We start from the raw sequence: 17,279 nt of genomic DNA on the forward strand, positions 1-17,279 counted from the left end.
CCTGCAAGCGATCGCCATGATTGCCGTGCCCCTGGTGCTGCAGACCTATGGCATTTTCTTCATCGCCTGGTGGGGCGCGCGTTGGCTCAAATTGCCGCACAACGTAGCCGGGCCCACTTGCCTGATCTGCACATCCAACTTTTTTGAACTCGCGGTGGCGGTGGCCATCTCACTGTTCGGCCTGAATTTGGACGCAGCCTTGGCCACCGTGGTGGGCGTGCTGGTGGAAGTGCCCGTGATGCTGACGCTGGTGGCCTTGATCAACCGCTGGGCACCGTCCAAGGGCGTGCAGACCGAAGCTTGAGCGAGCAGGCCAGGCCCGCTGACCTCGTCAGATAGGTGCCCATGTCATCCGGCTTTCACAATTCGGTCACATAATTCACACTTTGCCCGTCTGCCCTCGCCCCACCCCTCGCCATGCAAACCCATTCCCTGTACGCCGCCATTGACCTGGGCTCCAACAGTTTTCGCCTTGAAATCGGACAGATGGATGCGGGCCAGCTGCGGCGCGTGGAATACATCAAGGAAACCGTGCGCCAAGGCAGCGGCCTGGACAGCGAACGCAACCTGAGCGAAGAAGCCATGGCACGGGGTTGGGAATGCCTGGCCCGCTTTGGCGAACGGATTGCGGGCTTCCAGCCCCAACAAGTCCGGGCTGTGGCGACCCAAACCCTGCGCGAGGCCCGCAACCGGGAGGTGTTTTTAGTCAAGGCCAAACAGATTTTGGGCTTTCCGATCGAGGTGATTGCCGGGCGCGAAGAAGCCCGACTCATTTACCTGGGTGTGTCGCACCTGCTGCCGCAATCGGATGAGCGCCGCCTGGTGGTGGACATCGGCGGGCGCTCGACCGAAATGATTTTGGGCCGGCACGTCACCGCCAGTACGCTGGAGTCTTACCGTGTGGGCAGCGTGGGCTGGTCCATGAAGTATTTTCCCGATGGTCTGTGGACTGCCCAAGCCTTCAAGGCCGCCGAGATCGCGGCCCTGGCGGTGCTCGACGAGGCCCACATCCTCTTCAACCGCCAGCACTGGGACAAGTGCTACGGCTCCTCGGGCACGGTGGGCGCGGTGTCCGATATCTTGACCCAATCCGGCTGGCCCGAGGGGCGTGTCACACGCGAGGGCCTGGCTTGGCTCAAAGAGCGTTTGCTCAAGGCCCAAAAGCTGGACAACTTGCGCCTCGAAGGCGTCAAGGAAGACCGCAAACCCGTCATCGGTGGCGGCCTGGCGGTGTTGCAAGCCGTGTTTGATTTGCTGCAAATCGATGAGATGGATGCCGCGCAAGGGGCCCTGCGCCACGGCGCACTGTACGACCTGATCGACCGTGAAAGCCCCCAGGATGTCCGCTCGTCCATGGTCAGCTGGTTGGCCCAACGCTTTGGCACCGATGCCCAGCAGGCCGATCGGGTCTCACGCACAGCCCAGGGCCTGCTGGAAGCCATGATTGGGTCGGGGGCCGACCAGCCCCAAAACGAACGCCAACGCCATTTGCAAAAACTGCACTGGGCCTGCCAGCTGCACGAAACCGGCATGCGCATCTCGCACAGCGATTACCACAAGCATGGCGCCTACATCCTGGACAACACCGACCTGCCCGGCTTCACCCTGGACGAGCTGCATCGCCTGAGCCAATTGGTACTGGGCCACCGGGGCAAGCTGCGCAAGCTCGAGGCCGAACTGCAAAGCACCCGATTCGTGCAGCAACTCATGGCGCTGCGCTTGGCAGTCATTTTGTGCCATGCCCGGCGCGATCCGGATTTGTCGGGCTTGCACATCCAGTGCGATGTGGACAGGCGCACCGCCAGCCTGCAAATGGACAGCGACTGGGCCGAGCTCTGGCCCCAATCGGCGCACTTGTTGCGCGAAGAAAAAAACGCCTGGCAAAAGACAGATTGGGTTTTACAGGTATCGGCGGACTAAATTCCCCGGATTTTTTAGGGTAGATGTCTTGGCGAATAAAAAACAACGGTATAAACTGTATGCACCGTTATTTTTTAAAGTCGATACACCATGAACGACGCCATCATTTCCTCTGCCCTAGGCGCAAACGCTGCCAGCACCGGCAGCGCCGCATCTTCTGGCAAAGCCCACACCAAACCTGCTGTCAAGGCAGCTTCCGCCTCCAAAACACCTGCCAAAGCACCGCGCAAAACCGCCGCCAAAGCCAAGACCAGCCCGGCCAAGGCGCCTCAGCCCAAAGCCTCGGACAATAAAAATACGGCCGCCCCTGCCAAGGCGCCCAAAGAGAAAAAGATCAAAGTCGTGCGCGACAGTTTCACACTGCCCAAGACCGAGTTGCTGCAAATCACCGAAATGAAAAAACGCGCCATGACTTTGGGCGTGGAAGTCAAAAAAAGTGAATTGATCCGCGCCGGCCTGCAGGCCCTGGCAGGCATGGCCGACACCGCTTTCAAAAAGGCCATGGCCAGCGTGCCCACCATCAAAACCGGGCGGCCTGCCAAAGACTGAAGGCGCTGACTCAGGCGCAGCTCACAAGCGCTCAGGACAAGTCACCCCCATCAAAACGGTTTGAGCTTGGCCCTCGCGGATGCGGTGGCGCAGCCACCACACCGCGCCTTTTCGGATGGCGCATGCAGCCTCGGGCATGCCCAGCAATTGCGCCACCATGCCGCCCAGCGCCGGTTGGTGACCTACCAGCAAGACCGGGTAACGCGCCTCGGGCCAGCCCGAGGTTTCCAGCACATCCGCCACACTGGCGCCAGGCGACAAGGCGTCGCGGACCTTGTATTTGCGGCCCAGGGCACGCACCGTTTGCTCGGCACGCACGGCGGGGCTGCTGAGCAAACGGGTCCCTTGTGGCAACTGGGCGTCCAGCCAGGCGGCCATGCGCTCGGCCTGTTTGCGCCCACGGGGCGTCAAGGCCCTTTGCATGTCGTCTTCGCCTGGCTCGGCCTCATGGGCTTCTGCATGCCGCCACACGATCAAATCCATGGCCCTCACTCCTGAACAGGCGATGCGTCATAGCGCTGCATCAGCGCTTCTTGGGCCCCAGGCCCCGGTGCGGTCAAGCCGACACGGTGGTATTGGCCATCGGAGGCCAAGTCCCAGGCGTCGCGCCCGTCGTGCAGGTAAGCGATCAGGCATTCATCAATGATGCGCTGGCGCAGCAACGGGTCGGTCACGGGCCAAGCCAACTCAATGCGGCGCGTCATGTTGCGGCTCATCCAGTCAGCGCTCGACAGGTACAGAGATTCGTCCTGGTCAGCGCAAAAGTAAAACACCCGCGAGTGCTCCAGAAAACGGCCGATGACCGAGCGCACACGGATGTTCTCGCTCAAACCAGCCACCCCGGCGGGCAACATGCAGGCACCGCGCACAATCAAATCGATCTTGGCACCTTTTTGCCCGGCCGTCAGCAAAGCCTCCATCAAGGGCTGGTCGGTCAAGGCATTCATCTTGATGACAATGCGCCCGTTCGCGCCACGTGCAGCTGCCTCGCCGACCGCCTCAATGCGGGCCTGCATTTGGGCATGCAAATTAAACGGTGCAACCAGCATGCGTCTCATTTTGGGCAACCGGCTTTGGCTGGCCAAATGCCCGAACAACTGGTCCATGTCGGCGGTGATGTCGGCATCGGCCGTGAGGTAACTGATGTCGGTGTAAAGCGCAGCCGTGCGGCGGTTGTAATTGCCCGTAGACAGATGACCATAGCGCCGCAGCACGCGGCCTTCGCGGCGGGTGACCAAGAGCATTTTTGCGTGCGTTTTCAGGCCCACGATGCCGTAGACCACTTGCGCGCCGATCGATTCGAGTTGCTCGGCCCAGTTGATGTTGGCCTCTTCGTCAAAACGGGCCTTGAGTTCTACCACGGCCGTGACTTCCTTGCCCCGGCGTACCGCCTCGCGCAGCAAATCCATCAAGGTGGTGTCGCTGCCTGCGCGGTAAATGGTTTGCTTGATGGCCAACACATTCGGGTCCATCACGGCTTCGCGCAAAAAGGCCAGCACGCCGTCAAAGCTTTCAAAGGGTTGGTGAATCACCACATCGCCCGCTTTGAGCCGGTTAAAAATCGAGCCGTGTTGCGGCAATTGGACAGGAAAGCTGGCTTTGAACGGCGGAAACAGCAAGTCTGGTGCAGGCACCAAATCTATCAACTGCATCAGGCGCACCAGGTTCACCGGGCCATTGACCCGGAACACTGAGGCTTCGGGCAGTCGAAATTCCTTGCGCAAAAATTCTGCCAAACGGGGCGCACAGTTGGACGAGACCTCCAGGCGAACTGCCTGACCATAGTGGCGGTGCTGCAGGCCTTGGCGCAGGGCCATGCGCAAATTGGCGATTTCGTCCTCGTCCACCGCCAGGTCCGAATGGCGGGTGACCCTGAATTGAGAAAACTGCCCGACTTCACGTCCCGGGAACAATTCGGCCAGATGGGCACGGATCACGCTGGACAAAAGTACAAAAGCCTTGCTGCCCTCACACACCCGGTCCGGCAAGGCAATCACCCTCGGCAACACGCGCGGTACCTTGACGATGGCGATTTCGTTGGACCGCCCAAAAGCGTCCTTGCCCGACAACTGCACAATGAAGTTGAGCGATTTGTTGGCCACTTGAGGAAAGGGGTGCGCCGGATCCAGGCCCACGGGCACGAGCAGGGGCTGCACCTCGCGCTGGAAGTAACTGCGCACCCAACGGCGTTGCTCGGCATTGCGCTCGCCATGTGACAACAAACGGTAGCCATGGCGCTGCAATGTAGGCAGCAAATCATCGTTGTACAAAGCGTACTGCCGCGCCACCATGGCATTGGTTTTGTCGGTAATGGCCTTCAAGCTGTCGTTCGTGTACTGCCCGGATGTGATCGCCTGCAAACTGCCCATCACATGCGGCTCGGCCCGCACCTCAAAGAACTCGTCCAAGTTGGAGGACACGATGCACAAATACCTCAGGCGTTCGAGCACGGGCACCTCGGGTCGGTGCGCCCAATCGAGCACGCGCTCATTGAAAGCCAAAATGCTCAGATCACGATCCAAAAACTCAGGGGGCAACTCTGGCGAAACGGTCTGTGAAATTGGATGGTCCATGGCTTAACGTCGATGAATTCAACTCATCTTATAAATTCATTAAGTCATTTTGATGACAATGCCGTGAAAATCCTAGGCTTTTTTGCCCTTGCCTTTGATGGGCATCAAGTAAGACTTGAACAGCGCCACCGTGTGGGGCCAGCCAAAGGCTTCAGCCCTGCGCCTGGCCTCTTGTCGTGGCAACCGCAAGGCATGCGATACCGCTTTTTCCAAATCCCTTGTGAATGTGTTCTGAAGGCCTGCACCAGAGGTTTTGAAATGCACCGCATCAGGACCTGCCCCGGTGGCTGAATTCATGCAGCACCGGCCGAAAAATGCTTGCGGTAGCGCATGGGCAAATCAGCAGTTCGCATCATCATGGGCAGATCGGCCGTGTTGAAATCCGGATCCCATGCGGGTGCACCCAACACCTTGGCTCCCAAGCGCAAGTAGCCTTTGATCAGCGCTGGCGGATCAATGGCCAAACCATGGTCCAAATCTTCCACTGGCAGTGGCAAACGGGGTCGCACATGGAACTGGATATCGGCCAAATTCGTATGCCGCAACTGATGCCAGATGCTCGCTGCGACATCACCCGTGACCAGACCGTTGTGCAGCATCGGGATGCTGGCGCAACCGATCATGGTGTCCAAGCGGTTGCGGTCCATGAATTCAAACAAGGCGCCCCACAAGGCCATGATGACACCACCATGGCGGTGATCTGCGTGCACGCAGCTGCGGCCCAACTCCACCATGCGGGTGCGCAGATCGCGCAGACGGGTCAGGTCAAACTCGGTGTCACTGTAAGTGCTGCCCGCTCGTTTGGCTTGAGCAGGCGTGAGCACCCGGTAAGTGCCAATGACCTGCCCCGAAGCACTGTCCCGAACCAGCAAGTGCTCACAATAATCATCAAACAAATCGATGTCGTGGTCTGGCAGGGTGATGGGCAACCGCGCACCCAACTCGTTGGCAAAGACCTGATACCTCAGGCGCTGCGCCTCCCGAACTTCGTCGAGATGCTGCGCCCAGCTGACTTGAATGGTGCCTTGCACACGCCGAGGCAAAAAATCCAAACCGGTGACAGAGGACGCCGGATGAAGTGACCCCCTGGGCAATTGAACAGGGGACAGTGGGAAGGTGGGGTTAGGTAACTCTTTCATGACTTCAGCTCCTTTTTCATCCTGCGACGAATGCTGATCCTCTCCCATGTCAAAGAAGTGACTTTTTTGTTAAATTTAAGTGACGTGGTCTCGCGCGTGCAATCGTTTCAATTCACAGTGGACGCTTGCGCCTCATTGGCCCAAAGTCTGGCCTGGCTGATGGCCGCTTCTGACGCCAACACCGCAAACGGCAAAGTGCGCTGATCACGGGGCTAAAGTATGGCCTGCCCGTGACGCCTGATGGGTCAGGAATCGGATATCGTGGTGTTTTATTCGCCTTCTTTTGGACTAGACCATGATCCTCGAACTCGCCGACATCCGCATCCAGCCAGGCCAGCAAGCTGCCTTTGAACAAGCCATTGAACTGGGTCTGAACACCGTGGCCTCAAGGGCCAAGGGCTTTCGAGGGGCCAAGGTCAACCGCTGCATTGAAAACCCCGAGCGCTTTGTGTTGCAGATTTTCTGGGACACGCTGGAAGACCACACCGTGGGCTTTCGCCAGTCACCGCTGTTCACCGAATGGCGCGCCATCGTCGGCCCCTTCTTTGCCGCGCCCCCGCATGTGGAGCATTTCGAGCTGACCTACACCTCGGCCTGAGCCGGGCTTCAATCGGCTTGATGGCCTTGCACCAGGCGCGAGAGCAAATGCACAAACTGGCTTTGCTCTTGCGGCGTCAGCGGGGCCAGAATTTTTTCTTGCACCCGGGCCACATCACTTTGGATATGGGCCAAAGCCTGCACAGCCTGCGGCGTGACCACCAACAGCTTGCGCCTGCGGTCAGACGGATCGGCCTCGCGCACCACCCAACCCTTGGCTTCCAGCCGCCCAATGACCGAGCCCGAAGTGGCCGGGTCAAAAGCCACGCGCTTGGCCAGGCTCACCTGGTCAATGCCCGGGCTGTCCAGCAAGGCGTTCAGGATGGCGAACTGCACGGGCGTGATGTCGGCGCTGGCCAGTTGCTCGGCAAAAATGGCCACGGCAATTTGCTGGGCCCGTCGAATCAGGTGACCCGGCGTGGCCTGCAGGTCGATGCTTTGGATCATGTGCGTGTCGTGTTTCGGGGTTTCTAGCAAGTGACTGCTCTCAGCTATACGGATTACCATCTGATTTTTCATTGCTTTGGAAAAAAAGTCATGACTTTTGTATTCTCACCCATGTCGGTGGTCTCGGTGCCAGTGCGGGGACACGTCGAACGTTTTCCAGTGCACCGCATCTATTGTGTGGGCCGCAATTACGAAGAACACGCGAAAGAGATGGGCTTCACTGGGCGCGAGCCGCCCTTCTTCTTCCTCAAGCCCACCGACAGCCTGGTGGTGGTTGAAGCTGGCCAGACCGGTGCCATGCCTTACCCCAGCCTCACGCAAAACCTGCACCATGAAATCGAACTGGTGGTGGCCATTGGCCAAGGTGGGCGCAACATTTCGGCAGCCAACGCGGCGCAACACATCTATGGTTATGCCGTGGGCCTTGACATGACGCGCCGCGACCTGCAAAACGAGATGAAAAAACAAGGCCGCCCCTGGTGCATCGGCAAAGCCTTTGACCATTCGGCCCCCATCGGCCCCATTACCCCCAAAGGGCAAGCTGGTGATGTGAACAATGCCGAGATCAGCCTGCAAGTCAACGGTGCAGACCGCCAGCGCAGCAACGTGGCCAAACTCATCTGGAATGTGGCTGAAACCATTGAACACCTGTCCGCTGCCTGGGAGCTACGACCCGGTGACCTGATTTTCACGGGCACTCCGGAGGGTGTGGCCGCCGTGGTCAAAGGCGATGTGCTGGCAGGGCAAATCACCGGCCTAGACCCACTTCCAATCCGGATCGATGGATGAATAAAAATTCTTAAGTCTTCTTGATCATGGCGTTTACCCTGAGCCAGCCCTCACCAACTCGCAACATAATTCATGTTTAACCTATTAACCGACCGCATGGTTGGTTTATCATCCCTTTTTCAACCCATGATGGAGACAAGTCGATGAAGAAATTCCTGCAACAAACGGCCTTGGCCGCAGGCCTGATGGCCGTTGGTTTTGGCGTCAACGCCCAAACCATCACCCTGAAGGTGCACCACTTTTTGGGCCCACAGTCCATCCAGCACACCACCATGCTGGGCGACTGGTGCAAGAACATTGCACGCGACTCCAAAGACCGCCTGAAGTGCGAAATCTACCCCGCCATGCAATTGGGCGGCACGCCACCTCAGCTGTATGACCAGGCCAAAGACGGCGTGGCCGATGTGGTTTGGCACGTGGCCGGTTCATCGGCAGGTCGCTTCCCCAAGACACAGGTGTTTGAGTTGCCTTTCACCATGACCAACGCTGCAGCGACCAGCCGTGCCGCTTGGGACTTTGTGCAAAAGCACGCCATGGATGAGCACAAGGATGTCAAGCTTTTGGCCGTTCATGTGCACGGCCCTGGCGTGATTTTTACCAAAGACAAACAAGTCACCAAAATGGAAGACTTCAAGGGTCTGAAAATGCGTGCACCTACAGCCAACGTCACCAGAATGTTGGCCAAGCTGGGTGCCACCCCCGTGGGTATGCCCGTACCCCAGGTGCCCGAAGCCCTGTCCAAAGGCGTGATCGATGGTGCGGTGATTCCTTACGAAGTCGCTCCAGGTCTGAAGGTTCACGAGTTGACCAAGTTCAGCGCAGAAACAGACAAGAGCTATCCGGCTTTGTACACCACCGTGTTTGTCATGCCCATGAACAAAGCCAAGTACGACTCTCTGCCCGCTGATCTGAAGGCCGTCATTGACAAGAACTCCGGTCGTGAATTGTCGGCATTCCTGGGTGCCACGCAAGCAGGCAACGATGTACCAGGACGTAAAGTGTTTGAAGAAACCAAAACCCAGACCATCACCGTGATCCCGCCCTCTGAACTGGCACGCTGGAAGAAGGCCACCGACGAGCAGGACGACGAATGGGTCCAATCGATGAACAAACGCGGCCTCAATGGCGCGGCTTTGCTCAAAGACGCTCAAGACCTGATCAAGCAATACACCAAGTAAGCACTGGATGACATCAACCTGAGCAGCCCTCATGGTCTGCTCAGGTTTTTTTATGCATGGCGCACGCTGATGCCCTCAGTGACGGGTCTCTCAAGCTACGATCTCATCTTCATTGACACCCCTCAAAACCATGATGTTCTTAAATCCACTTGAGCGGATTGCCCGTCTCTGCAGCATATTGGGCGGGTTGCTCCTGATTGGACTGATGCTGATGACCTGCTACAGCCTGATCGGACGCAATTTTTTCAACTCGGCCCTGATTGGCGACTTTGAATTGACGGGTGTGGGTGTCGGCGCGGCCATTGCCCTGTTCATGCCACTTTGTCAGCTCAAGCGTGAAAACATCATTGTGGATTTTTTCACGGCCAAGTGCAGCAGGCAGTTCAACTTCAAACTGGACCGACTGGGTGATCTGGTGATGATGGCGATTTTTTCCCTGCTTGCATGGCGTTGCGGTGCTGCAGCCATCAAAGCCAAAGAAAACATGGGCGCCTCCATGCTGCTGGAGTTCCCCGACTGGATCGTTTTGACCAGCATGTGCATTCCGTTCGGCATCACAGCGGTGATCGCTGCGATGCAAGTGATCACCAAATTTGACAAAAACAAGGTTGCACCATGACCCCGATCACGCTGGCTTTGATGATTTTCGGGATCATGCTGCTGCTGATGGTGGTCCGCGTGCCCATTGCGGGCGCCATGTTCCTGGCAGGCACATCCGGATTCATCCTGCAAACAGGTGTTCCAACCTATTTGAACTTTCTTAACAACTTGGCTTTTGCAAGACTGGCCAACTACGACCTATCGGTCATTCCTCTTTTCATCTTGATGGGGCACTTTGCAACGCAAGGTGGCATCAGCAAGGCCTTGTTCCAGTTTGCCGCCGCCGTGATGGGCCGCTTCAAGGGTGGTCTGGCCATGGGCGCCGTGCTCGCTTGTGGAGCCTTTGGAGCCATTTGCGGGTCATCTGTGGCCACAGCAGCGACCATCACAGGTGTGGCTCTGCCGGAAATGAAACGCCATGGCTATTCAGGTCGTCTGTCCACAGGCACTCTGGCAGCTGGCGGCACATTGGGCATTTTGATTCCGCCTTCGGTGCCGCTGGTCATTTACGCCATCATGACCGAACAGAACATCGCCAAGTTGTTTGCTGCCGCCATGGTGCCCGGCCTGATTGCCATGGTGGGCTACATGATCGCCATCGCCATTTATGTGCGCCTCGTGCCGGGTCAGGCCCCTGACCAAGAAGACCGAGAAGAACTCACCTTCGAAGCACTTAAAGGCATTTTGCCCATCGCCTTCATTTTTATTCTGGTCTTTGGCGGCATCTATGCAGGCTTCTTCACCCCGACCGAAGGGGCTGCCGTGGGTGCGGCATCCACCTTTTTGGCGGCCTTGCTCAAGCGTGAGCTGACCTGGGACAAATTTTTGCATTGCTTCCATGCTACTGCGATCAGCTCTGCGATGATCTTCATGATCTTCATGGGGGCCGATGTCATGAACGCCGCCCTGGCTCGCACACAAGTGCCGGCCCAACTGGCCGAAATGGTGGTGGCCATGAATATGGCACCCTTACTCGTGGTCGGCGGCATTCTGCTGCTGTATGTGGTGCTGGGCGCGGTGATGGATGAACTGTCCATGCTGCTGTTGACCATCCCGATCTTCTTTCCGATCATCATGAAGCTGGACTTCGGCATGACGCCGGAATACACCGCGATCTGGTTCGGCATCATGGTGCTGATGACGGTGGGTTTTGGCATGCTGGCACCGCCCGTCGGGCTCAACGTCTATGTGGTCAACGGCATGGCCAAAGACGTACCACTGAGCGAAAGCTACAAAGGCATCATGCCCTTCCTGATCAGCGACACTGTGCGCACCCTGTTGTTGCTGTTCTTCCCAGGCATATCGCTCTTCCTGATCCAATACCTGACCTGACGGGCCACACCAACCAGACAAGCCTCCGGGTTACCCAAGCCCGGAGGCTTTTTCCATGGGGAACTGGTTAGACTCTGTCTTTGCACCACACCCATCACTCCGCCCCTCAATCTCACCCATGATGTATGACCGCACCATTCGCCATTGCCGTCAATGCGGCGCAGCGGTGGCCTACCGCTTGCCCGATGACGGCGACACCAAGCTGCGCGCCATCTGCACCGTCTGCCACACGGTGCACTACGAAAACCCGCTGAACGTGGTGGGCACCGTGCCCCATTGGGGCGACCAGGTGCTGCTGTGCAAACGCAACATCGAACCACGCAAGGGCAAATGGACCTTGCCCGCAGGCTTCATGGAACTGGGGGAAACCACCTCCGAAGGTGCTGCGCGGGAGACCACCGAAGAGGCGGGTGCGCAGTTCATCATGGAAGACCTGCTGACGGTGATGAGCGTCGCCCGTGTAGGCCAAGTACACCTGTATTACCGCGCCCGCTTGACCAGTGACGTGTTTGACCCCGGCCACGAAACCATGGAAGCGCGTTTGTTCACCGAAGAAGAAATCCCATGGGACGAATTGGCCTTTCGCACCGTCAAGGAAACGCTGGAGCACTATTTCGCCGACCGCCGCGCCGGCCACTTTGGCACACACGCTTTTGACATCGCCTGAGCGCAGCGCTCAACGCCAACCGCCAGCCCCTCCCCGCTTCACGCTCAAACGTCGATCGCTTCAGCCGACCCCGCCTGCTTGCGCAGCTCAAACTTCTGAATCTTGCCCGTGCTGGTCTTGGGCAATTCGCCAAACACCACCGCACGCGGCACCTTGAAGCCCGCCAAGTGCTGCTTGCAATGCGCCACGATCTGCTCGGCCGTGACCTGCGCATCGGCCTTCAGCTCCACAAAGGCGCAAGGCGTCTCGCCCCAGCGCGCATCGGGCTTGGCCACCACGGCCGCGGCCAGCACGGCAGGGTGGCGGTAAAGCACGTCTTCCACCTCGATCGATGAGATGTTTTCACCACCCGAGATGATGATGTCTTTGCTGCGGTCCTTGATCTTGAAGTAACCGTCCGGGTACTGCACCGCCAAATCGCCGCTGTGAAACCACCCACCCGCAAAAGCCTCTTGTGTGGCCTTGGGGTTTTTCAAGTAACCCTTCATGGTGATGTTGCCCTTGAACATGATCTCGCCCATGGTTTCGCCGTCTTGCGGCACGGGCTGCATGGTTTCAGGGTTGAGCACCCGCACATCGCGCTGCAAGTGATAGCGCACGCCTTGGCGGGCGTTCAACCGGGCCCGATCGCCAATGTCCAGCGCATCCCATTCGGGATGCTTGGGGCACACGGTGGCGGGGCCATAGACCTCGGTCAGGCCATACACATGGGTCAAATCAAAACCCATTTGCTCCATGCCTTCGATCATCGAGGCGGGCGGCGCAGCGCCTGCCACCATGGCTTTGATGCCCGCAGGCACCCCCGCCTTCATGGCCGCCGGGGCATTGACCAGCAATCCGTGCACGATGGGCGCGCCGCAGTAATGCGTGACACCCTGGTCCCGCATGGCGTCGAACATGGCCTGCGCATCGACCTTGCGCAAGCACACGTTCACGCCCGCACGCGCCGCCACGGTCCAAGGAAAGCACCAACCGTTGCAATGGAACATGGGCAGCGTCCACAAATAGGCCGCGTGCTTGGGCATGTCCCATTCCAGAATGTTCGAGATCGCATTGGTGGCCGCGCCCCGGTGGTGGTAGACCACGCCCTTGGGGTTTCCGGTGGTGCCGCTGGTGTAGTTCAGGGCAATCGCGTCCCATTCATCGCCGGGCAGGCTCCACGCAAAGTTCGCATCACCACGGGCCACAAAAGCCTCGTACGTGAGCGAACCCAGCGGCTCGGTGGCCCCGGTGTACAGCGCGTCCTCCACATCCATCACCAACAGTGGCCGTGTGGACTGGCGCAGCGCCAGCGCTTTTTTCATCACCCCCGCAAACTCAGGGTCCACGATCACCGCCTTGGCCTCGCCGTGGTCCAGCATGAAGGCCACAGTCTCCGGGTCGAGGCGGGTGTTGATCGCATTGAGGACAGCCCCCGCCATGGGAATGCCAAAGTGCGCCTCGACCATGGGCGGCGTGTTGGGCAGCATCACGGCCACCGTGTCGTTCTTGCCAATGCCCGCCTGCGCCAGCGCACTGGCCAATTGGCGGCAGCGGCGGTAGGTGGTGGCCCAATCCTGGCGCAAATCGCCGTGCACGATGGCCAAACGGGTCGGGTAGACCTCGGCCGTGCGCTCGATGAAGCTCAGGGGTGAGATCGGCGCGTGGTTGGCGGGGGTTTGGGGCAAGTCTTGGTCAAAGATGCTGACTTTGGTATCGGTCATGGAGGGGTCCTGTTGAGGCTGACGCTCAGATGTTCACCAGTTTGCCTGACCCGGCGCTGAAATCCATGCTGGTTCGCCCCGAAACCCGCACGGAATGAACCGTCCTTATCGACGAAAATAGCCCTCTTATGGCCATCCCCCAGTCTTTCATCCAGGAGTTGCTGTCCCGCGTCGACGTGGTCGACATCGTGGGCAAGTACGTGCAGCTCAAGAAAGGCGGTGCCAACTTCATGGGCCTGTGCCCTTTTCATGGCGAGAAATCCCCCAGCTTCAGCGTCAGCCCCACCAAACAGTTTTTCCACTGCTTTGGCTGCGGCAAAAACGGCAATGCCATTGGCTTCCTGATGGAGCACGCGGGCATGACCTTCATCGAAGCGGTGAAAGACCTGGCCCAGCAAACCGGCATGGTGGTGCCCGAAGAGCAACAGTCGCCCGAAGACCGCGCCAAAGCCGCCGCCGCCAAGGCCAAACAAGACAGCCTGAGCGATGTGCTCGAAAAAGCCGGTGACGCCTACCGCGACCAGCTCAAAATCGCCCCGCACGCCATCGATTACCTCAAAGGCAGGGGCCTCTCAGGCCAAATTGCCAAGCGCTTTGGTCTGGGCTACGCGCCCGAAGGCTGGCGCTCGCTGGCCAGCATCTTCCCCAAATACGATGACCCGCTGCTGGCCGAATCGGGCCTGGTGATCGTGAACGAAGAAGACGACAAACGCTACGATCGCTTTCGCGACCGCATCATGTTCCCAATCCGCAACATCAAAGGCGAATGCATCGGCTTTGGCGGTCGGGTGATCGGCTCGGGCACGCCCAAATATTTGAACTCGCCCGAAACCCCGGTCTTCCACAAAGGCCGCGAGTTGTATGGCCTGTACGAAGCCCGCGAAGCCCTGCACAGCGCGGGCTACGTGCTGGTGACCGAAGGCTACATGGACGTGGTGGCGCTGGCACAACTGGGCTTTGCCAATGCGGTGGCCACGCTGGGCACAGCCTGCACACCCGACCATGTGCAAAAACTGTTTCGCTTCACCGACTCGGTGGTCTTCAGCTTTGACGGCGACGGCGCAGGCCGCCGCGCCGCCCGCAAAGCGCTCGACGGTGCCTTGCCCTACGCCACCGATGTGCGCAGCATCAAGTTCTTGTTTTTGCCTGCCGAGCACGACCCCGACAGCTATGTGCGCGAATTTGGCCAAGAAGCTTTTGCCGAGCAGATCAAGCAAGCCATGCCGCTGTCGCGCTTTTTGATCGAAGCGGCCAGCGCCGACTGCGACCTGCAAACGGCTGAAGGACGTGCACGCTTGTCGAGCCAAGCCCGCCCGCTGTGGCAGCTGCTGCCCGACGGTGCGCTCAAGCAGCAATTGCTGTCGGAGCTGGCGCAACTGATTCAGCTAGAGACCGCAGGCCTTGAAAAACTGTGGGGCCAACAAGCGGCCAGTGAGCAGCGCTATGCACCCGCTGCGCGCAGTGCAGCAGCACCCCAACCCCAGTCGGCGAACACGGCCTTCAGTCAGGCTGCCAGTGCAGGGCATGATGCGTACCCCCAATTCGAGCCGCACTACGGCGATCCACAGGCCTGGTCGGGAAGCAACACTTTCGTGCCGTCCAACGGCAACAGCAGCTGGAAAAACAAAAACCCCAACTGGACGCCGGGCAGCAAGTTGGGCAACAGCAAATACAAACGTGAGCAGCCTCCGGTCTACACCGGCCCGCGCACCGTGCCCGCCAGTCGGGCCGACCACGCGGCCCGACTGCTGCTGGGCAACATGGCGCTGTGGGAGTCATTGGCCGGACAAGACCACGCCATGCTGTGCGCCCTGCCGGCACCGCATGGACCTTTGTTTGCCTGGCTCGAATCTGTGTTCCATGAACAAGGGGCACTGAGCTGGTCCACATTGAGCCAGCACATGCAAGGCCAGCCCTTTGCAGAAGATGCCCAGCGCTGGGTGGCCCAGGACAGGATCAACAACGTGGTGGGCAGCGAAAACGCCACCCCACCCGATCCGCAAGAGGCACGTCAAGAGCTGCGAAGACTGGTGAACATGCTGATGATCGACCACTTGCAACAGCTCAAGAACGAGGCCTTGGCCCAATACCAAAGTGACCAAGACCCTGAAGCACTGGCCCGTTACAGCAGCCTGGACAAACGCTGGCGCGAACTCAAAGCCTCGGCCCATTTGGCCAACCTGCCTTGAGGCTCACTTGCCCACCAGCTGATTGAATTTTTCGGCTTCAAAACTTTCGCGGACGGCGCCGCCCTCGGGCATCTGCACTTGTTGCTGTGCACACAACAGCTCCAGGGCTTTCCAGATCATTGAAATTTGTTGCTCCTGCCCAGCCGCGTTGTCAATCAAGCCACGCAAAGCCTGGCTCACCGGGTCATCGTCTTGCGTGATGCCATAGGCGCTGAATTTGCGCTCGGTGCCCGACACATCGGCGCTCTCACCCACCTTGGAAGGGATGATGCGCGCCGGGATGCCCACCGCTGTGGCCCCGGCAGGCACTGGCTTGATCACCACCGCGTTGCTGCCGATCTTGGCCCCATCACCCACCTCAAAACCACCCAGCACCTTGGCCCCGGCACTCACCACCACATCCTTGCCCAGAGTGGGGTGGCGTTTGGCACCTTTGTAAAGCGAGGTGCCGCCCAGAGTCACGCCTTGGTAAATCGTGCAACCATCACCAATCTCAGCAGTCTCGCCCACCACCACGCCCATGGCATGGTCAAAAAAGACACGTTCACCGATCTTGGCACCGGGGTGAATTTCGATGCCCGTCATCCAACGAGACCCCTGCGAGATGAAGCGCCCCAGCCACTTGAAGCCATGATTCCAGCACCAGTGCGCACGGCGGTGCAGCACCAAAGCGTGCAGGCCCGGGTAACAGGTCAGCACCTCCCAAGCGGTGCGGGCGGCGGGGTCCCGGTCAAGGATGCATTGGATGTCGGAGCGAAGGCGAGAAAACATAGGCTGCAAGTCTAGCGCTTGGCTGGGCTTTTGGATTCAGCGGTCTGAATCATGGCCTTGGCCACCCCGCGCAGGATGTGGATTTCTTCGGGGCTCAAGTCCACCCGGTTGAACAACTGGTTCAGACGCGGCATGAGCTTTTTGGGCGCAGCCGGGTCCAAAAATCCGATATCGGTCAACGCTTGCTCCCAATGGGTCAGCATGCCGGCCACTTGCTGGGCATCGGCTTTGTCAGCGGGTGCGATCACATCTTGCACCGCAAAGCCGCCCAAAGCCACGCGCCAGTCGTAGGCAATGACCTGAATGGCTGAGCCCAGGTTGAGCGAGCCAAATTGCGGATGGGTGGGGATCGACAACGCCACATGGCAGCGGTAAACATCCTCGTTTTTCATGCCAAAGCGCTCGCAGCCAAACAAAAACGCCACGCTCTGCTCGGGCGCACCGGGCTTCGTCAGCTCTGCAAAATGATCACGGGGCGAACGGGTGGGCGGGCCAAAGTCGCGCGGCGTCATGGCGGTGGCGCACAAATGGGTCACGCCCGCCAAGGCCTCATCGAGTGTGTTCACCACCCGCGCCTTGGTCAGCACGTCGTTGGCTCCGCTGGCACGCTGGATGGTTTCTTCTTTGCGCAGCACATTGGGCCAGCGAGGCGCCACCAGCACCAAGTCGTCAAAACCCATGACTTTCAGGGCCCGGGCGGCAGCGCCCACATTGCCCGCATGGCTGGTTTCTATCAAAATGAATCGCGTTTGCATGCCGTGATTGTCCACGCTCCCAAGCCCGGCCATGGGCAGGCACACTCGGCTCAGGACGCCCGAATGGCGA

18 protein-coding genes and 1 pseudogene are annotated in these 17,279 nt (G+C 59.2%); 11 read left to right on the forward strand and 8 right to left on the reverse strand.

Annotation, left to right across the window (positions count from 1 at the left end; genetic code table 11):
• Positions 1 to 10 precede the first annotated feature (10 nt).
• The 3 genes and pseudogenes from HEQ17_RS09750 to HEQ17_RS09760 all read left to right on the forward strand — a co-directional run.
• A pseudogene (locus HEQ17_RS09750) lies at positions 11 to 304 on the forward strand (arsenical-resistance protein); the annotation flags it as partial.
• A gap of 113 nt (positions 305 to 417) precedes the next feature.
• Positions 418 to 1,920 (forward strand): Ppx/GppA phosphatase family protein, encoded by a 1,503-nt coding sequence (locus HEQ17_RS09755; protein ID WP_296292561.1) that lies wholly within the window; start codon positions 418 to 420, stop codon positions 1,918 to 1,920.
• Between the two features lie 90 nt (positions 1,921 to 2,010).
• A complete protein-coding gene (locus tag HEQ17_RS09760) occupies positions 2,011 to 2,469 on the forward strand; it encodes a hypothetical protein (protein ID WP_296292562.1) in 459 nt (152 codons plus the stop codon).
• 21 nt (positions 2,470 to 2,490) lie between these two features.
• Here HEQ17_RS09760 and HEQ17_RS09765 read toward each other — a convergent pair whose 3' ends face one another.
• The 4 genes from HEQ17_RS09765 to HEQ17_RS09780 form a co-directional block, all read right to left on the reverse strand.
• Positions 2,491 to 2,952: a histidine phosphatase family protein gene (locus HEQ17_RS09765; RefSeq protein WP_296292563.1), complete on the reverse strand. Its 462-nt coding sequence runs from the start codon at positions 2,950 to 2,952 to the stop codon at positions 2,491 to 2,493.
• A 5-nt stretch (positions 2,953 to 2,957) separates the two neighbouring features.
• Complete coding sequence (ppk1, locus tag HEQ17_RS09770) at positions 2,958 to 5,042, reverse strand: polyphosphate kinase 1 (RefSeq protein WP_296292564.1); 2,085 nt, start codon at positions 5,040 to 5,042, stop codon at positions 2,958 to 2,960.
• Between the two features lie 72 nt (positions 5,043 to 5,114).
• Positions 5,115 to 5,339 carry a hypothetical protein gene (locus HEQ17_RS09775; RefSeq protein ID WP_296292566.1) on the reverse strand — a complete coding sequence of 75 codons (225 nt, stop codon included), beginning with the start codon at positions 5,337 to 5,339 and terminating at the stop codon, positions 5,115 to 5,117.
• The gene (locus HEQ17_RS09780; RefSeq protein ID WP_296292567.1) at positions 5,336 to 6,181 is read right to left on the reverse strand and encodes a GNAT family N-acyltransferase; all 846 of its coding nucleotides are present in this window, start codon (positions 6,179 to 6,181) and stop codon (positions 5,336 to 5,338) included. Before HEQ17_RS09780 ends, HEQ17_RS09775 begins: the two co-directional genes overlap by 4 nt.
• Before the next feature lie 30 nt (positions 6,182 to 6,211).
• Between HEQ17_RS09780 and HEQ17_RS09785 the strand changes: the two genes are divergently transcribed.
• Both HEQ17_RS09785 and HEQ17_RS09790 read left to right on the forward strand, forming a co-directional pair.
• Entirely contained in the window at positions 6,212 to 6,385 is a 174-nt protein-coding gene (locus tag HEQ17_RS09785) for a hypothetical protein (protein WP_296292568.1), read from the forward strand.
• 91 nt (positions 6,386 to 6,476) lie between these two features.
• Positions 6,477 to 6,779, forward strand: coding sequence for an antibiotic biosynthesis monooxygenase (locus tag HEQ17_RS09790; protein ID WP_296292569.1), 303 nt, complete (start codon positions 6,477 to 6,479; stop codon positions 6,777 to 6,779).
• An 8-nt stretch (positions 6,780 to 6,787) separates the two neighbouring features.
• On the opposite strand, the gene HEQ17_RS09795 is transcribed toward HEQ17_RS09790, so the two are convergent.
• A complete protein-coding gene (locus HEQ17_RS09795; RefSeq protein WP_296292570.1) occupies positions 6,788 to 7,225 on the reverse strand; it encodes a MarR family winged helix-turn-helix transcriptional regulator in 438 nt (145 codons plus the stop codon).
• A 90-nt stretch (positions 7,226 to 7,315) separates the two neighbouring features.
• Here HEQ17_RS09795 and HEQ17_RS09800 point away from each other — a divergent pair, with 90 nt between their 5' ends.
• The 5 genes from HEQ17_RS09800 to HEQ17_RS09820 all read left to right on the forward strand — a co-directional run bounded on the left by HEQ17_RS09800 (position 7,316) and on the right by HEQ17_RS09820 (position 11,791).
• Complete coding sequence (locus HEQ17_RS09800; RefSeq protein ID WP_296292571.1) at positions 7,316 to 8,014, forward strand: fumarylacetoacetate hydrolase family protein; 699 nt, start codon at positions 7,316 to 7,318, stop codon at positions 8,012 to 8,014.
• A 143-nt stretch (positions 8,015 to 8,157) separates the two neighbouring features.
• A complete protein-coding gene (locus tag HEQ17_RS09805; RefSeq protein ID WP_296292572.1) occupies positions 8,158 to 9,192 on the forward strand; it encodes a TRAP transporter substrate-binding protein in 1,035 nt (344 codons plus the stop codon).
• 211 nt (positions 9,193 to 9,403) lie between these two features.
• Entirely contained in the window at positions 9,404 to 9,811 is a 408-nt protein-coding gene (locus HEQ17_RS09810) for a TRAP transporter small permease (RefSeq protein WP_296292573.1), read from the forward strand.
• A complete protein-coding gene (locus tag HEQ17_RS09815) occupies positions 9,808 to 11,124 on the forward strand; it encodes a TRAP transporter large permease (RefSeq protein ID WP_296292574.1) in 1,317 nt (438 codons plus the stop codon). Before HEQ17_RS09810 ends, HEQ17_RS09815 begins: the two co-directional genes overlap by 4 nt.
• A gap of 121 nt (positions 11,125 to 11,245) precedes the next feature.
• The gene (locus HEQ17_RS09820; protein WP_296292575.1) at positions 11,246 to 11,791 is read left to right on the forward strand and encodes an NUDIX hydrolase; all 546 of its coding nucleotides are present in this window, start codon (positions 11,246 to 11,248) and stop codon (positions 11,789 to 11,791) included.
• Between the two features lie 44 nt (positions 11,792 to 11,835).
• Here the strand turns inward: HEQ17_RS09820 and HEQ17_RS09825 are convergent, their stop codons facing one another.
• Positions 11,836 to 13,494 carry an acyl-CoA synthetase gene (locus tag HEQ17_RS09825; protein ID WP_296292576.1) on the reverse strand — a complete coding sequence of 553 codons (1,659 nt, stop codon included), beginning with the start codon at positions 13,492 to 13,494 and terminating at the stop codon, positions 11,836 to 11,838.
• 128 nt (positions 13,495 to 13,622) lie between these two features.
• Here HEQ17_RS09825 and dnaG point away from each other — a divergent pair, with 128 nt between their 5' ends.
• On the forward strand, positions 13,623 to 15,683 hold the full coding sequence (gene dnaG / locus HEQ17_RS09830) for a DNA primase (protein WP_296292577.1): 2,061 nt from the start codon (positions 13,623 to 13,625) through the stop codon (positions 15,681 to 15,683).
• A gap of 3 nt (positions 15,684 to 15,686) precedes the next feature.
• On the opposite strand, the gene cysE is transcribed toward dnaG, so the two are convergent.
• Both cysE and HEQ17_RS09840 read right to left on the reverse strand, forming a co-directional pair.
• Positions 15,687 to 16,454, reverse strand: a complete 768-nt coding sequence (gene cysE / locus HEQ17_RS09835; RefSeq protein WP_296292578.1) for a serine O-acetyltransferase — start codon at positions 16,452 to 16,454, stop codon at positions 15,687 to 15,689.
• Positions 16,455 to 16,465: 11 nt separating this feature from the next.
• Positions 16,466 to 17,209 (reverse strand): RNA methyltransferase, encoded by a 744-nt coding sequence (locus HEQ17_RS09840; protein ID WP_296292579.1) that lies wholly within the window; start codon positions 17,207 to 17,209, stop codon positions 16,466 to 16,468.
• Positions 17,210 to 17,279: the final 70 nt, after the last annotated feature.

The sequence above is a fragment of the Limnohabitans sp. genome (assembly GCF_023910625.1).
In the GTDB taxonomy this organism is placed as follows: Bacteria; Pseudomonadota; Gammaproteobacteria; order Burkholderiales; family Burkholderiaceae_C; genus Limnohabitans_A.

Coding starts and splice junctions, on each gene's coding strand:
- HEQ17_RS09755 (WP_296292561.1), top strand. CDS start 418: ATGCAAACCCATTCCCTGTACGCCGCCATTGACCTGGGCTCCAACAGT.
- HEQ17_RS09760 (WP_296292562.1), top strand. CDS start 2,011: ATGAACGACGCCATCATTTCCTCTGCCCTAGGCGCAAACGCTGCCAGC.
- HEQ17_RS09765 (WP_296292563.1), bottom strand. CDS start 2,952: ATGGATTTGATCGTGTGGCGGCATGCAGAAGCCCATGAGGCCGAGCCA.
- ppk1 (WP_296292564.1), bottom strand. CDS start 5,042: ATGGACCATCCAATTTCACAGACCGTTTCGCCAGAGTTGCCCCCTGAG.
- HEQ17_RS09775 (WP_296292566.1), bottom strand. CDS start 5,339: ATGAATTCAGCCACCGGGGCAGGTCCTGATGCGGTGCATTTCAAAACC.
- HEQ17_RS09780 (WP_296292567.1), bottom strand. CDS start 6,181: ATGAAAGAGTTACCTAACCCCACCTTCCCACTGTCCCCTGTTCAATTG.
- HEQ17_RS09785 (WP_296292568.1), top strand. CDS start 6,212: ATGCTGATCCTCTCCCATGTCAAAGAAGTGACTTTTTTGTTAAATTTA.
- HEQ17_RS09790 (WP_296292569.1), top strand. CDS start 6,477: ATGATCCTCGAACTCGCCGACATCCGCATCCAGCCAGGCCAGCAAGCT.
- HEQ17_RS09795 (WP_296292570.1), bottom strand. CDS start 7,225: ATGATCCAAAGCATCGACCTGCAGGCCACGCCGGGTCACCTGATTCGA.
- HEQ17_RS09800 (WP_296292571.1), top strand. CDS start 7,316: ATGACTTTTGTATTCTCACCCATGTCGGTGGTCTCGGTGCCAGTGCGG.
- HEQ17_RS09805 (WP_296292572.1), top strand. CDS start 8,158: ATGAAGAAATTCCTGCAACAAACGGCCTTGGCCGCAGGCCTGATGGCC.
- HEQ17_RS09810 (WP_296292573.1), top strand. CDS start 9,404: ATGACCTGCTACAGCCTGATCGGACGCAATTTTTTCAACTCGGCCCTG.
- HEQ17_RS09815 (WP_296292574.1), top strand. CDS start 9,808: ATGACCCCGATCACGCTGGCTTTGATGATTTTCGGGATCATGCTGCTG.
- HEQ17_RS09820 (WP_296292575.1), top strand. CDS start 11,246: ATGTATGACCGCACCATTCGCCATTGCCGTCAATGCGGCGCAGCGGTG.
- HEQ17_RS09825 (WP_296292576.1), bottom strand. CDS start 13,494: ATGACCGATACCAAAGTCAGCATCTTTGACCAAGACTTGCCCCAAACC.
- dnaG (WP_296292577.1), top strand. CDS start 13,623: ATGGCCATCCCCCAGTCTTTCATCCAGGAGTTGCTGTCCCGCGTCGAC.
- cysE (WP_296292578.1), bottom strand. CDS start 16,454: ATGTTTTCTCGCCTTCGCTCCGACATCCAATGCATCCTTGACCGGGAC.
- HEQ17_RS09840 (WP_296292579.1), bottom strand. CDS start 17,209: ATGCAAACGCGATTCATTTTGATAGAAACCAGCCATGCGGGCAATGTG.